We start from the raw sequence: 14,866 nt of genomic DNA, 5'->3' as shown, positions 1-14,866 counted from the left end.
GCCGCCGACCGCCTTCCCAGTGAAGCCCCCGGTCGCGGCGCGCCAACCCCGGCGCAAGGCCCCGTGGCGTACCCAAGACCCGCCCGGGTTCGTGATTGTTTCAGGAGGAACCTGTGCAATGAACGCAATGAAACTGATCCTTCCCGCCCTGCTCGCGATGGTGCTGAGCCTCCCCGGCCTGGCCGCCGCGGGCGACTTCGACTATGGCTATCACAAGGTCGTCTACCACGTGAACTACGATGACGAACGGCGCTACATGGCGGCGATGGGCAACATCCAGAACCACATCAACGCGGTCGGCGCCGAGAACATGGACATCAAGGTCGTCATGCATGGCGATGGCCTCGGCCTGCTCCAGACCGCGATGACCAACGAGAACCTGCGCGGGCGCATCGAGAACCTGAAGATGCAGGACGTGGAGTTCCAGGTCTGCGCGAACACCCTGCGCGGGCGCAACATCGCACTGGACGAGCTGTTCGATGCCTCCGAGGACGACGTGATCCCCAGCGGCGTGGCCCATATTTCCTGGTTGCAGCACCAGGGTTATACCTACAGCCGTCCGTAACGCCGACAGCGGTATCAGAACGACCGGCCCGGATCGAACGATCCGGGCCTTTTTCATGGCGCGGCCCCGGGCCATTGGGAGCAGGCCCCCGAACCGGTATGGTATGCGCACCCCTTCGCCGCGAGTCCCGCCGTGTCCGCGATCCGTATCGACCAGCTCCGCAAGACCTACGACGGCGTCCACGTGGTCGACGGCGTGGACCTCGAGATCGCTCCGGGCGAATTCTTCGGGCTGCTGGGTCCCAACGGGGCCGGCAAGACCACCACCCTGCGCATGCTGCTCGGCATGACCCCGATCGACGGGGGCCGGGTCGAGGTCCTGGGCCTGCCGATGCCCGAGGGCGAACGCGCCGTGCGCGAACGCCTGGGCATCGTCCCGCAGTTCGACACCCTCGATCCCGACTTCACGGTGATCGAGAACATGCGCACCTACGCCGCCTACTTCGGCCTGGCCGGGCCGAGCGTCGAGGCGCGCATCGACCGTCTGCTGGAACAGGTCAACCTGAACGACAAGCGCGGCGCCCGCATCGACGCCCTGTCCGGCGGCATGAAGCGGCGCCTGACCCTGGCCCGCGCCCTGATCAACGAGCCGGAAGTCGTCGTCCTCGACGAACCCACCACCGGCCTCGACCCGCAGGCCCGCCATCACCTGTGGCGCCAGCTACGGGCGCTGCGCGCCTCCGGGGTCACCCTGGTGCTGACCACGCATTACATGGAGGAGGCCGAGGAGCTGTGCGACCGGATCGCGATCATCGACCACGGCCGCATCATTGCCTGTGACGCCCCCAGCCGCCTGATCGCCGAGCACATCGAACCCTGGGTGCTGACGGTGGGCGGGGCCGGAGCCGGCGATGTACTGCAGCGCGAACTGGGCGGGAAGGACCGCGCCCACCAGGTGGCCGATACCTGGCTGGTCTACACCAGCGAGCCGGACCGCCTGCGCGAACGCCTGCGCGCGCTCGGCCACGAACCCACCCTGCGCGAGGCCGATCTGGAAGACGTCTTCCTGAAACTCACCGGACACGAGCTGCGCGACTGATGGCCCATCCCGCGATGCCCCTGCTGCCCCGTCCCAGCCTGCGCTTCGTCGCCGTCTGGCGGCGCAACGCGCTGGTCTGGCGCAAGCTGATCGTGCCGTCGATGCTCGGCAACTTCGGCGAACCGATCCTGTACCTGCTGGCGTTCGGCTACGGCTTTGGCAGCCTGGTCGGCGACCTCGACGGCATGCGCTACATGGTGTTCATCGCCTCCGGCATCATCTGTTCCTCCGCGATGTTCACCGCCAGCTTCGAGGGCATGTATTCCGCCTACACCCGCATGGCGGAGCAGAACACCTGGCTGGGCATGCTCGCCACGCCGCTCACGCTTGACGACATCGTCTTCGCCGAGGCCGTCTGGGCGGCGACCAAGGGCCTGGTCAGCGCCATCACCATCCTGGTCGTCGCCAGCCTGCTGGGGCTGGTCAGCGATGCCCGCGCGCTGCTGGCGCTGCCGGTGATCTTCCTCGCCGCGTTCACCTTCGGCGCGCTGGCGCTGGTGATCACCGCGCTGGCGCGCAGCTACGACTTCTTCCTCTACTACTTCACTCTGGCGGTAACCCCCATGCTCCTGCTCTCCGGTGTGTTCTTCCCGCTCACCGAGCTGCCCGGCTGGGTGCAGGGCCTGGCGCTGGCCCTGCCGCTGGCGCATGTGCTCGAGATCGTCCGCCCGCTGATGACCGGCGCCTGGCCGGACGCCTGGCTGCCGCATCTGACGGTGATCGCCGCCTACGGCGGCGGCGCCATCGTCCTCGCGACCTTCCTGATCCGCCGCCGCCTGCTGCGCTGAGGGGCCGAACGCGCCGCCGGGTGTGCCAGAATAAGCGGCCTTCCCGCCCTGCCTGTCCGAGCCCGCAATGACCGACACCCCTGCCGACGACACGATCCTGCCCTACGACCCGGCGGCCACCACCCGCGTGTATCTCGCGACCGCCGCCGGCGGGCTCGCCCCGCTGGTCGCACGCGAGCTCGAAGGCTTCGGCGCGACGGATCTGCGCGAGGACCGCGCCGGCATCCACTTCCGGGCGGACCTTGCCACGCTGTACCGCTGCCTGCTCGGCAGCCGGGTGGCCAGCCGCATCCTGCTGCCCCTGGCTCGCTTCGATGAACCGGACGGCGATGCCTGCCACGCCACCAGCCGGGCCCTGGACTGGCCCGCCCTGTTCGGCCTCGGCGCCACCTTCGCGGTGGCCGTCACCGGCAAGAGCTCGCACATCGGGCATACCCACTTCGCCGGGGTGCGGGTCAAAGACGGCATCGTCGACGCCTTCCGCGCCGCCACCGGCGAACGCCCCAATGTCGATGCCGCCGACCCGGACGTACGCGTGCTGCTGCAACTGCAGGGCCGGCAGGCGCAGATCAGCCTGGATATCGGCAACGGCGGCCTGCACCGGCGCGGCTACCGCGGCACCGGCGGCCAGGCCCCGCTGCGCGAAAATCTGGCCGCCGCGCTGCTGATGCGCGCCGGCTGGCCGGAGCACCTGGAGGCCCATCCCGACGCGCCATTCCTCGACCCGTTCTGCGGCGGCGGGACACTGGTGATCGAAGCGGCCCTGATGGCGACCCGTACCGCACCGGGGCTGCTGCGCGCGGGATTCCGGGCCCGGGGCTGGTCCGGCCATGATGCGGAGCTCTGGGACCGCTGCCTGGCCGAGGCCCGCGATACCGTGCGCCCCTGGCAGGGCCCGCCACTGCTGGGCAGCGACCGCGACCGGGGCGCGGTGGCCGCCGCGCGCAAGGCCGCCCGGGCCGCAGGGGTGCAGGAGTGCACACGCTTCGACCAGGCCGATGCCCTGACCCTGGAGCCCCCGGCCGACCACGGCATGCTGGTCAGCAACCCGCCCTACGGCGAGCGCATCGGCAACACCCCGGAACTGATCAAGCTCTACAGCCTGCTGGGCGAGCGCCTGCGTAGCGCGTTTGGCGGCTGGCACGTGGCCCTGCTGGTGGCGGACACCACCGACTCGCAGCGCCTGGGCCTGCGGGCCAGCCACAAGCACCGCTTCTACAACGGCACCCTCGCCTGCCACCTGCTCCAGTTCGAGATCCATCGCCGCGAGGAAGCGCCGGCCGCCCCGGCGCCGGACTTCGCCAACCGCCTGCAGAAGAACCTGCGTCACCTGACCCGCTGGGCGCGGCGCCAGGGCATCACCTGCTACCGCATCTACGATTCCGACCTGGCCGAATATCCCCTGCAGATTGACCGCTACGAGGCGGAAGACGGGACGCTGCATCTGCATGTGCAGGAGTTCGCCGCCCCCGCCAGCGTCGAGCCCGCCCGAGCCGAGGCCCGCCTGCGTGGCGCACTGGCCGCCACCCTGGAGGTCACCGGCGTCGAACCCGCGCACCTGCACTACAAGCAACGCCGGGCCCAGAAGGGACGCTCGCAGTACCAGCGCGCCGAGGCCGCCGAGGCCGCGCCCTTCACGGTGGTCGAACACGGCTGCCGCCTGCGGGTGGACCTGGATGCCTACCTGGATTCCGGACTGTTCCTGGACCACCGCCCGATGCGCCTGCGACTGCAGCAGGAATGCCGCGACCTGCGCCTGCTGAACCTGTTCTGCTACACCGCCGCGGTCAGCGTGCATGCCGCGGTGGGGGGCGCACGCCAGACCGTGTCCGTGGACCTGTCCAATACCTACCTGGAATGGGCCGAGGCGAACTTCCGCGCCAATGGCCTGGAGGCCGAGATCCGCGATGGCCGCAGCCGTCGCCTTCCGGGCACCCACACGCTACTGCGCGAGGACGTGGTGCGCTGGCTGGAGGGCGCCACCGACATGCCCGGCATGGTCTTCGAGCGGATCTTTCTGGACCCGCCCACCTTCTCCAACTCCAAGCGCACCGAGGATGACTTCGAGGTCCAGCGCGATCATGTGCCGCTGATCCTTGCGGCGGCGCGCCTGCTCACCCCGGATGGCGTGCTGTACTTCTCCACCAACCGCCGCCGCTTCGAGCTGGACCACGCGGCGCTGACCGGGCTCCAGGCCCGCGACATCACCCGCGAGACCCTGGACGAGGATTTCCGCCGTCCGCCGCCTCCCCATCGCTGCTGGGCAATCACACCCGCCAACGCCGGATAGCCGGATCGCCGAGGCGCTTACGCCGACCCGCGCGACGCCCTGCCAACATGCAGTGAGCCCCCAAAAAAACGCCCCGGACCAGCCGGGGCGTTTCGTCATCACCGTGTCAGGATCAACGCGGTGGGTAGTAGGTTTCCAGGTAGTCCAGGATCTCTTCCTCCACTTCGGGAGAAAACTCCCAGAGCCCTTGGGTGTCCTGCATCCAGCGGATCTGTTCCAGCCAGATCTTGCGGGTGTACCCGCGGCTCGTGAACAACCGGGCCGAGTGGCAGACCGTGCAATTATTTTTGACGGTATCGAACCCCGGGGCCTTGATGAGGCTGGTTTCCGGATCGGTTTCGTACTCCTGAGCCGCCTCGACGTGGTCGCCCGCGATCGCGGGCGCCACCCAGAAGAGGCCTAGGATGGCCGCCACCGGCAGGACCATCTTCGACTTCATTCGAACTCCTTACGCTTCTACGTGGACATCAATGTGGTGGGCCCGGTTGTTGCCGTAACCACGCGGGTTCCAGCCCGGGACACGCATCGGCTGAGTCTCGCCACGGCTGTTGGTTGCCACCGCCCAGACCTGGTAGAACCCGTCGGACGGGAACTCGATGTCCGCCTCCCAGGTTTGCCAGGCAAACTTGTTACGCGGCGCATTCAGCTTGGCCTTCTGCCAGGTGGCACCGTAGTCGATGGAGACGTGCAATTCCGCGACATCCCCATACCCATCCCAGGCCTTGCCGGAGATGGTCAGGCCGTCGGAGAGTTTCGCACGAGCGCCGGTTTCGTGGGACGTAATGAGCGATTTGACCGGCATCTCTTCCAGGATGCACATGTCCTCCGCCGGCACATCGGCGCCTGCGGCCACCGGCTTGCACGGCACACGGTAGCTGTGCCCGGTCATCTTCTCGCCGTCGTGTTCGCGGTCGCGGATCATGATGCCCTGCAGCCACTTGCCGCTGGCGGAACCCGGGAAGCCCGGCACGATCAGGCGCAGCGGATACCCGTGCTGCTCGGGGATGTCCTCGCCGTTCATCGCGAAGGCGATGATAGTCTCGTCCTCGACCGCCTTGCGCATCGGGCAGCCACGGGAGATCGCGTCCAGATCGGCGCGGCCGCTGAGGTGGGCGTCGCCGGCGTCGTAGCCAATGTAGACGGCCTTGTCCTTGTCGTAGCCGACGTCCTCCAGAACATCACGCAGGCGCACGCCCGTCCAGGTCGGGCAGCCGATCGCGCCCAGATCCCACTGGTTACCGCGCGGCGACGGTTCGAACGCGGCGCGGCCGTTGCCGCCGCACTCGATCCAGATCTGCAGTTCAACGTTCTCGAACTTGTTCTTCAGATCGTCGATCGAGTAGGTCACCTCGCGGTTGGCGGCCTCACCGTTCACGGTCAGCGTCCACTGCGTCGGATCGATGGAATCCTTCGCCGGCGGCACCCCATTGTTGCGGATGAACATGTTGGGGAACGGGGTGACCTCGTCGTGCAGCAGGTGCGGCGGCAGCTCGCCGTTGATCGGACGATCATTGAGATAGATGAAGCCATCCACCTTGCCCGGAACGCTGAAGCCCTCGATGCCGGCGGCGACGGCGCTGGACAGGGTGCTGCGGTTGAACATGGTCTGCATGGCGGTTTCCGCCCCCATGCCGAATACGGCCAGGGCGGCACCGCCCTTGCCCAGTTTGCCCAGGAAGCTACGGCGGGCCGCGCCCGTCTCGGTCAGCTCCCCGGCTTCGTTGATCTCTTCGTCGGACTTGTTTTGCAGTTCGGTGTGGTCATTCTTGTGGTCTGTCATTTGCCAGCCTCCGGCTTGTACTCGGATCGAAATCGCATGTGCTGACCCTCTCTCCCTGGGACAGCCGAGTGCAGTTTTAGTACATCCTCTAAAAACCTGCAACAAAAGATCGGGATTTTTTACCGATTCCAGAATACCGCTTCTAACACCTGTATTCGGGGCCGGGAATACGATGTAGAATGCCGACCACAACGCCACTGCAAGTCACTGACAATAAAGTCCGATCACAAAGTTTTAATATTAGCGAGATCTACATAATGAACAACACAATTCATCAGTTCGCATATACACCTATTGTTATGTTTTCGGCCGCGCTGGTTGCGGCCCTGATGGTCACGGCAACCGCCAGTGCGGAATCCGAGCCCTCCATCGAGATCCACGAGGTGGAACGCGGGGAGGGTCCGGAGATTGTTCGCCACGACACGGCGATCCTGCATTACACCGGCACCCTCGAAGACGACGGCAGCGTGTTCGACTCCAGTCGCGAGTCCGGTACACCGTTCGCGCTGACCCTCGGCCGGGGCCAGGTCATCCCCGGCTTCGAACAGGGGGTGATGGGCATGCGCGAGGGTGGCAAGCGCGAGATCGTGATCCCGCCGGAGCTTGGCTACGGCGAACGCGGCGCGGGCAACATCATCCCGTCCAACGCCACGCTGCGCTTCGAGGTCGAGGTGCTGGAGGTCGAGCGGGCGCCCTTCAGTGGCCTGGACAACGAGGGACTGGCGGAGAAGATCGAGGAAGGCGCGACAATCGTCGACATCCGCCGGCCGGACGAGTGGGCGGAGACCGGCGTGATCGAGGGCAGCCATCGCATTACCGCTTTCGACGAGAACGGCGACCTGCATCCGGAGTTCGGGCAACGCTTCACCGACCTGGTGGACCCAGACGAAGAGGTCGTGCTGATCTGCCGCGTGGGCAACCGGACGAGCGCCCTCGCCCGCGCGCTGGCGGACGGTCTCGGCTACGACAACCTCTACAACGTGACCGACGGCATCATGGAGTGGTTGGCCGAGAACCGTCTGGTGCAGCACGACTGCCCCGAGGCGGCCGAAACGGCCCAGTGCTAACTATGGGCTGAGCCGGACCGGGAGTCCGGTTCCGGCTCGGCGTCTGCGACGTCGAAATCCAGCCGCTGGTTCGTGCCCGGGCCAGTGTCTTCTTCCGCTTCCGGCGGTGCCAGGCTCAGCCCCGCGTCCGACGCCACGTCGGCCAGATCGCGGATCTGGTCCAGCGGCGGCAGCTCCTCCAGGCGCTTGAGCCCCAGGTCGTCCAGAAAGCCGCGCGTGGTCGCATACAGCGCCGGGCGTCCGGGGACCTCCTTGTGACCCACCACGCGCACCCATTCGCGCTCCTGCAGCGTGCGCATGATGCCCGAGCTGACCGCCACCCCGCGCACGGCCTCGATCTCCGCGCGCGTGACCGGCTGGCGGTAGGCGATGATCGCCAGCGTCTCCAGCAGCGCCCGCGACAGGCGCGCCGGGCGTTCGGGCTGAGCCGCCTGTACGGTGGCGGAGAAACGCGAGCGCACGCGGAAGCGATAGCCCCCGGCGGACCGAACCAGTTCAATGGCGCGGTCCCGGTAGCGCTCCTCAAGACGGCCCAGCGCCTGTTCAAGCAACGCCTGATCGATCTCGCCGAGGTCCTCGCAGGCCGCCTTGAGGTCGCGGGGGGCGACGGGCTCGGCGGCCGCGAACAGCACCGCCTCCACCGCCAGCTCGACGGCCCGCAGCTGATCGTCATCCGCGGCCGCCACGGGTGCGTGGATCGTTGAATCCATCGTGTCGCTCACGCCGGCACTCCCCCCTCATCGTCTACGGCCGCCCCGCGCCGGCGCAGCCGGATGGGGCTGTAGGGCTCGCTCTGGCCCCATTCGACCAGGCCCGCCTTGGTCAGCTCCAGCACCGCCAGAAACGATACCACCACGCCCTGGCGCCCCTCGGCAGCCAGCAGCAGGGCCACGAAATCGGTGAAGCGCTCGGGGTGCAGGCTGTCGAGGATGCTGGACATACGCTCGCGCACCGACAACTGTTCGGTGGAGACATGGTGGTGCGCCATCAGACTGGCGCGGTGCATCACCGCGGCCAGGGCCTCCATCAGCTCGTCCATGCTCGGGGCCGGGGGCGGCGGGCCCTCCAGTGCCTCGACGCTGGCGCCCGCGGCGAACACGTCACGGTCCATGCGCGGCAGGGCATCCAGGCGCTCGGCCGCGGTCTTGAACTGTTCGTACTCCTGCAACTGACGGATCAGGGCCATGCGCGGGTCGGCGTCCTCGTCCGCCTCGGCCTCCTTCGGCCGCGGCAGCAGCATGCGCGACTTGATCTCGGCCAGCAGCGCGGCCATCACCAGGTATTCGCCGGCCAGCTCCAGACGCAGCGCCCGCATCACCTCGATGTAGGCCATGTACTGGCGGGTGATCTCGGCGATCGGGATCGCCAGGATGTCGAGGTTCTGCCGCCGGATCAGATACAGCAGCAGATCCAGCGGCCCCTCGAAGGAGTCAAGAAAGACCTCCAGGGCATCGGGCGGGATGTAGAGATCGGCCGGCAGCTCGGCCACCGGCTCGCCATGCACGCGATAAAGCACCTCGCCGTCCGCGCCGGTCTCGACCGTCGCGGGGCGCTCGAGGCCGTCGTTCGCGTCAGCGTGCGGATCCATGCCCCGGGCTCATCGCAGGTAGTCCAGCCCCATGGCCCGGCGCACCTCTTCCAGGGTCTCGCGGGCCTCCTCGCGGGCCGCCTCGGAGCCCTCGACGATGATGGACCGGACCAGCGCCGGGTCCTCGGCGTATTCCTTCGCGCGCTGCTGGATCGGCTCCAGCTCCGCCTGCACCGCCTCGATCAGGGGCCGTTTGCAGTCCAGACAGCCGATGCCGGCCGTGGTGCAGCCGGCGTAGAGTTCCTCGCGCTGGCTCTCGCTGGTGTAGACCTTGTGCAGATCCCATACCGGGCACTTGGCCGGATCGCCGGGGTCCGTGCGCCGCACCCGCGCGGGGTCGGTGGGCATGGTGCGGATCAGGCTCTCCACCTCGGCCGGCTCGGTGCGCAGGCTGATGGTGTTGCCGTAGCTCTTGGACATCTTGCGCCCGTCCAGCCCCGGCATCTTCGAGGCCGGGGTCAGGCGCGCCTGCGGTTCCGGCAGGATGATCTTGCCGCCCCCCTCGAGGTAGCCGAACAGGCGCTCGCGGTCGCCCAGCGAGATGTTCTGCTGCGACTCGAGCATCGCCCGCGCCACCTCCAGGGCCTCGTCCTCGCCCTGCTCCTGGTAGCGCTTGCGCAGGTCGCGGTAACGCTTGGCGGCCTTCTTGCCCATCTTGTCGGCAGCGGCCTCCGCCTTCTCGGCGAAGCCCGGCTCGCGGCCGTAGAGGTGGTTGAAGCGGCGCGCGATCTCGCGCGTGACTTCCAGGTGCGACACCTGGTCCTCGCCCACCGGGACCATGCCGGCGCGATAGGCCAGCACGTCCGCGCTTTGCAGCACCGGGTAGCCGAGGAAGCCGTAGGTCGCCAGATCCTTCTCGCGCAGCTGCTCCTGCTGGTCTTTCCAGGTCGGTACGCGTTCCAGCCAGCCCAGTGGCGTGATCATCGACAGCAGCAGATGCAACTCGGCATGCTCGGGCACGCGCGACTGCACGAACAGCGTCGCGGACCCCGGGCTTACACCCGCCGCCAGCCAGTCGATGACCATCTCGGTCACATGCTGCTGCAGGTCGCCCGGGTCCTCGTAGTGGGTGGTCAGCGCATGCCAGTCGGCGACGAAGAAGAAGCACTCGTAGTTGTGCTGCAACTCGATCCAGTTCTTCAGCACACCGTGATAATGGCCCAGATGCAGGCGCCCGGTGGGGCGCATGCCGGAGAGCACACGCTGGTTGCTACCCTGATTGCTGCTCACGGAATCAATCCCTTCCTGTCAGGAAACGGGCGCATCCACGCCCGGTCAGTCGTCTCAGAACATGCCGCCGGAAAAGGCGAACAGCATCGCCAGCAGCATGGCCGTGCGATCCACGTCGTTGATATGCACCCGGCCGTCCGCCATGGCCAGCGTGCTGTGCCAGTACCCGGCCTCGGCATCGCGGCGGAGCCAGCCGTCAGCCGCCAGGGCGTGCAGCTGTGCATCCAGGTCGATATCGGGATAGGCGGCGTCGAATTCGGCCACCCATTCCAGCCCGAGACGCAGTTCGCTGTCCAGCCGCAGCGTCTCCAGCGGACGGGTGGCAAAGGTCTGTTGCGTGCCGTACAGCCCCAGTTCGGTATCCAGCGCGACCTGGCGCGGCGGCTCCTCGTTCAGCGATGCCTTGAGCTCGATCACCGGGCGGTGCTCGATCATCCCGCCGAGGGCGTCGATCATCGCCGCGCCGATCAGGGCATTGCGCTGCTCGCCCTCGATGCCACGCGCCTCGATCGATTCCAGTTCGCCAAGCAACTGCAGCAGACTGGGACGATCCCAGCGCAGGATGCCCGCCTGCAAGTCCAGGGCGCTCAGCGTCAGCGCATCGCCGGCGCCATCGTCCATGCGCGCCTGCTCGACCTGCAGGCGCAGGCGCGAGTCCATGCGGTCGTTGTTGGTCTGCTGGAAGGCATCCAGACGCGGGCGCTCGATCCGCAGCCGACTCACCTCACCCTCGCGCAGCTCCACCACGGACGCCGCCAGGCCGCCCTCGTAGTCCGGCAGGCGCCCGAAGACCCCGTCGGCGTCGGCCTCGAACACCGTGGCGTAGCGGGCGTCCTGCGCCTCCCAGACGAAGGTGTCGTCCGACAGCCTCAGCTCCGGCAGATCCAGACTCACCAGGATCTGCTCGGCCGACCAGGCGAACCGACCCTGGCCGGCCGCCAGATCCAGCCACAGCGGGCCACCCACCGTGGCGGCATGCTCGGCCACCTCGGGCACGCTCATCAGGTCCATGCGCAGGTCGTCGAACGCAACGCGCGTCGTCACGCCACCGCCGATCCCCGAGCGCGAATGCACCTGCAGATCCAGCGAGCGCAGCAGATGGCCGAGCAGGGAATCGTCCGGCGCCGCCAGGGTGTCGAGATCCACGAACGAATCGCCGCGCGCCCCGAGCAGACCGTGACGGATATCGTGCACCAGCGGGATCTCGAAGCGCCCGTCGGGGTCTTCCAGGATCAGCTGGCTGCGGCCGCTGGCGCCCAGGTAGCCGCGTTCGTATTCAAGCATCTCGTGGCGCAACTGCACCTCGCCCAGCTGGGCCTCATGCGTTCCGGCAACGGTACCCTCCACCTGCTTGCCGACCACGACCGGCCACACAGCGGCCACCGCCAGCACGACCACGGCCAGAACCACCCACTTACGCATTGCGCCTCCCTGCGGCCGTGCCGCGCCGTAGCCTCGGTATGCGGCCGGGGCTATTCATCCAGAAATCCCACATCGCCCATCCCGTGACGGATCACCTCGGGGGCATCACCGGTCAGGTCCAGCACACTGGTCGCCTCCAGGGTCCCGGCCCCGCCATCGACCACCAGGTCCACCACCTTGCCCAGCCGATCCTCGATCTCCCAGGGTTCGCTCAGCGGGTTCTCGTCCCCGGGGAGCTGCAGGGTCGCCGACATCAGCGGTGATCCGAGCTCCGCCAGCAACGCCGACAGGATCGGACTAGCCGGCACACGCAGCCCGATGGTGCGCCGCTTGGGGTGTTGCAGGCGCCGCGGCACCTCGCGGGTGGCAGGCAGGATAAAGGTGTAGGGCCCCGGCGTAAGTGCCTTCATCAGGCGAAACGCGGTGTTGTCCACCTTCGCGTACACGCCCAGCTCGGAGAGATCGCGGCACAGCAGGGTCAGATGATGGGTCTCGTCCACCTGGCGGATACGGCGGATCCGGTCCGCCCCGGTCTTGTCCCCCGGCAGGCAGGCCAGGGCATAGCAGGCATCCGTCGGCAGGGCAATCACGGCCCCGTCCTGGAGCCGGTCCAGGACCTGCCGGATCAGCCGGGGCTGGGGGTTTTCGGGGTGGATCGAGATCATGGATCGATTCGACGCGTGGATCGGCTGCGCAGTGTAGCGCATCCGCCGCCACGCCCATAAGAACGCGCACGGGCCGGCCCTGAGGAAACACTGATTCATGTACACGCCCGCGCTCGAGTCGCTTTTGCGTGCGAACAAGGCGCGGTGACTGCCGTGCAGTCACTCTGCACAAGGGAACCGCAACGCAGTGCGCACGCAAAAGCGGCCGAGCCCCTTCGGGGTTGGCACCCCAGGTTCCCCGATCCTGCGTTGCGCCGCTTGCGGGTAGAACCACTACCCGCTGCACGACGCGCCTTGTCTCGGAAAACCTGGGGTGCCAACGCGGGTGTGTACATGAATCAGTGTTTCCTTAGCGGGAAAACTGCGAACCCGGAGCGCGAGGCGCGGCCAGTGATCGGTTACGATGCACCCAAAATCAAGGAGAACACCCCATGCTGTACATGATCCAGGGCCAGGACGCCCCCGACTCGCTGGATGCCCGTCTCGCCGCGCGGCCCGAACACGTCGCCCGGCTGCAGGCCCTGCGCGACGACGGCCGGCTGGTCCTGGCCGGCCCGTTTCCCGCCATCGACAGCAACGACCCCGGCCCGGCCGGCTTCACCGGCAGCCTGATCGTCGCGGAATTCCCGTCCCTGGAAGCCGCCCGCACGTGGGCCGACGCCGATCCCTACGTCGCGGCCGGCGTGTACACCGCGGTCGACGTACGCCCCTTCAAGCAGGTGTTCTGATGCGACTTCGTCCCCTTGCCACCGCGCTCGCCACCCTGGCCTTCGCCGGTGTGCTGGTCGCCTGCGACGCACAGGAGGCGCCCGCACCGGATGCCGAAACGGACGCGATCACCACCGATACCGACGACGTCGACACCGTCGCCCTCGTCAACGGCGAGCCCATCACCCGGGCCGACCTGTTTACCTACTCCGGCATGGACGAGGACCCGGGCCTGGCCGAGGGTGATGGCACGCTGGAAGAGCTGATCAGCCTGGAGCTGTTGCGCCAGGAGGCGGTCAACCGCGGCCTGGATACCGATGCCGAGACCCGGCGGATCCTGCGCATGGTGGAGACCAACCTGCTGGCCTCGCTTTTGATGGAACGCATCACCGCAGAGCTGGAGATCACCCGCGACGACCTCGAGGCGGAGTACGAACGCCAGGTTGAGCAGATACGCGGCACCGAGTACCGCGCCCGCCATATCCTGGTCGAAGAGGAACAGCAGGCCCGCGAACTCCTCGCGGAGCTGGACGACGGCGCGGACTTCGGCGAACTGGCCGAGGCCCATTCCATCGACCCCGGCTCGGCCGCCCGCGGCGGCGAGCTGGGCTGGTTCTCTCCGGAACAGATGGTCCCCGCGTTCAGCGACGCCACCGTGGCCCTGGAGCCGGGTGAAACCACCGCGGAGCCGGTCGAAAGCCGGTTCGGCTGGCACATCATCCGTCTGGAGGAGACCCGCGAAATCGAGGTGCCGGAACTGAATGCCGTGCGCGCCGAACTGGTCGAGATCCTCGAAAGCCGCGCCATCCAGGAATTCCTGGAGACGCTGCGCGCGGATGCCGACATCCAGATCCCGAACCGGCCCGCCAATCAGTAGTCGGGCAAGCCCCGGGCCTCAGTGCCCGTGGTGTCCGCCTTCGGCACCCATGCCGGGGGCGTCACCCTCCATCATGTGGCCACCCGAATGGCCGCCACTGGCACCCTCGCCACGCTGGACGCGGGCATGGATCTCCATGGTCTCGCCATCCGCGAACTCCAGGGTCACCGGGATCCAGTCGCCGGCCGTCAGCGGCTCGTGCAGCCCGATGAACATCAGGTGCAGGCCACCGGGCTCCAGCACCAGGGTCTCGCCCGCCGGGAGGTCCAGCCCCTCGACCTGGCGCATGCGCATCACCCCGTCCACGTGGGCATGCTCGTGCAGTTCCACCACCTCGGAGATCGGCGCCTGCGCGGCGACGATCCGGAGGTCCTGTTCGCCATGGTTGCGCAGGACGAAGTAGCCGCCGGTCATGTCACCCGGCATCAGCCGAATCCAGGGCGTCCCCTCCATCTCGAGGCCCGCCCGGCACTCGCAGACCTCGGGCGCGTCGGCCAGCGCCGGTGCGACCGCGCCGCCCGCCAGAAGGGTGGTCGTCAGCAACACTGCCGGAAACAGCCTGGATCCTTTCATAACCTTTCACCTCATTTAAGCAAAACGTAATATTGACACACAAGGGAAACACTGATGAATGTGCACGCTCGCGTTGGCACCCCAGGTTTTCCGAGACCAGGCGCGTCGTGCAGCGGGTAGTGGTTCTACCTGCTAGCGGCGCAACGCAGGATCGGGGAACCTGGGGCGCCAACCCCGGAGGGGCTCGGCCTCTTTTGCGTGGGAACGGCGTTGCGGCTCCCTTGTGCAGAATGACTGCACGGCAGTCACCGCGCCTTGTTCGCACGCAAAAGCGA

15 protein-coding genes are annotated in these 14,866 nt (G+C 67.7%); 7 read left to right on the top strand and 8 right to left on the bottom strand.

What is annotated here, in order from left to right; translation table 11 throughout:
• The first annotated feature begins 118 nt into the window (after positions 1–118).
• From F627_RS0102680 to rlmKL, 4 genes are all read left to right on the top strand, one after another.
• Entirely contained in the window at positions 119–565 is a 447-nt protein-coding gene (locus F627_RS0102680; protein WP_019583198.1) for a DsrE family protein, read from the top strand.
• 132 nt (positions 566–697) lie between these two features.
• The gene (locus F627_RS0102675) at positions 698–1,603 is read left to right on the top strand and encodes an ABC transporter ATP-binding protein (RefSeq protein WP_019583197.1); all 906 of its coding nucleotides are present in this window, start codon (positions 698–700) and stop codon (positions 1,601–1,603) included.
• Positions 1,603–2,391, top strand: a complete 789-nt coding sequence (locus F627_RS0102670; protein ID WP_019583196.1) for an ABC transporter permease — start codon at positions 1,603–1,605, stop codon at positions 2,389–2,391. Before F627_RS0102675 ends, F627_RS0102670 begins: the two co-directional genes overlap by 1 nt.
• Positions 2,392–2,458: 67 nt before the next feature.
• Positions 2,459–4,681, top strand: coding sequence for a bifunctional 23S rRNA (guanine(2069)-N(7))-methyltransferase RlmK/23S rRNA (guanine(2445)-N(2))-methyltransferase RlmL (gene rlmKL, locus F627_RS0102665; protein ID WP_019583195.1), 2,223 nt, complete (start codon positions 2,459–2,461; stop codon positions 4,679–4,681).
• A 112-nt stretch (positions 4,682–4,793) separates the two neighbouring features.
• Here the strand turns inward: rlmKL and F627_RS0102660 are convergent, their stop codons facing one another.
• A complete protein-coding gene (locus tag F627_RS0102660; RefSeq protein ID WP_019583194.1) occupies positions 4,794–5,120 on the bottom strand; it encodes a hypothetical protein in 327 nt (108 codons plus the stop codon).
• 9 nt (positions 5,121–5,129) lie between these two features.
• Complete coding sequence (locus F627_RS0102655; protein ID WP_019583193.1) at positions 5,130–6,461, bottom strand: sulfite oxidase; 1,332 nt, start codon at positions 6,459–6,461, stop codon at positions 5,130–5,132.
• A 299-nt stretch (positions 6,462–6,760) separates the two neighbouring features.
• On the opposite strand from F627_RS0102655, the gene F627_RS0102650 reads away from it, so the two are divergent.
• Positions 6,761–7,528, top strand: a complete 768-nt coding sequence (locus F627_RS0102650; RefSeq protein WP_019583192.1) for an FKBP-type peptidyl-prolyl cis-trans isomerase — start codon at positions 6,761–6,763, stop codon at positions 7,526–7,528.
• Here F627_RS0102650 and scpB read toward each other — a convergent pair.
• Genes scpB through F627_RS0102625 form a run of 5 tightly spaced genes read right to left on the bottom strand, consistent with a single transcriptional unit; the run spans position 7,525 to position 12,433 of the window.
• Complete coding sequence (scpB, locus tag F627_RS0102645) at positions 7,525–8,238, bottom strand: SMC-Scp complex subunit ScpB (protein ID WP_019592967.1); 714 nt, start codon at positions 8,236–8,238, stop codon at positions 7,525–7,527. The two genes, F627_RS0102650 and scpB, sit on opposite strands and share 4 nt — an antisense overlap.
• 8 nt (positions 8,239–8,246) lie before the next feature.
• Entirely contained in the window at positions 8,247–9,116 is an 870-nt protein-coding gene (locus F627_RS0102640; protein WP_019583191.1) for a ScpA family protein, read from the bottom strand.
• 9 nt (positions 9,117–9,125) lie between these two features.
• Complete coding sequence (locus F627_RS0102635; protein WP_018879490.1) at positions 9,126–10,346, bottom strand: tryptophan--tRNA ligase; 1,221 nt, start codon at positions 10,344–10,346, stop codon at positions 9,126–9,128.
• Between the two features lie 54 nt (positions 10,347–10,400).
• Entirely contained in the window at positions 10,401–11,768 is a 1,368-nt protein-coding gene (locus F627_RS0102630) for a DUF945 family protein (RefSeq protein WP_019583190.1), read from the bottom strand.
• Positions 11,769–11,818: 50 nt separating this feature from the next.
• Complete coding sequence (locus F627_RS0102625; RefSeq protein WP_018876183.1) at positions 11,819–12,433, bottom strand: L-threonylcarbamoyladenylate synthase; 615 nt, start codon at positions 12,431–12,433, stop codon at positions 11,819–11,821.
• Between the two features lie 431 nt (positions 12,434–12,864).
• Here F627_RS0102625 and F627_RS0102620 point away from each other — a divergent pair, with 431 nt between their 5' ends.
• A complete protein-coding gene (locus F627_RS0102620) occupies positions 12,865–13,161 on the top strand; it encodes a YciI family protein (protein ID WP_018866495.1) in 297 nt (98 codons plus the stop codon).
• Positions 13,161–14,018: a peptidylprolyl isomerase gene (locus tag F627_RS0102615; RefSeq protein ID WP_019583189.1), complete on the top strand. Its 858-nt coding sequence runs from the start codon at positions 13,161–13,163 to the stop codon at positions 14,016–14,018. The genes F627_RS0102620 and F627_RS0102615 overlap by 1 nt, the downstream gene beginning before the upstream one ends.
• Before the next feature lie 18 nt (positions 14,019–14,036).
• Here F627_RS0102615 and F627_RS0102610 read toward each other — a convergent pair whose 3' ends face one another.
• On the bottom strand, positions 14,037–14,591 hold the full coding sequence (locus F627_RS0102610; protein ID WP_038028427.1) for a copper chaperone PCu(A)C: 555 nt from the start codon (positions 14,589–14,591) through the stop codon (positions 14,037–14,039).
• Positions 14,592–14,866 lie beyond the last annotated feature (275 nt).

Origin of the sequence: Thioalkalivibrio sp. ALE16, assembly GCF_000381305.1 — a bacterium.
In the GTDB taxonomy this organism is placed as follows: domain Bacteria; phylum Pseudomonadota; class Gammaproteobacteria; order Ectothiorhodospirales; family Ectothiorhodospiraceae; genus Thioalkalivibrio.
This window is presented reverse-complemented; position numbering and strand designations above follow the sequence as displayed.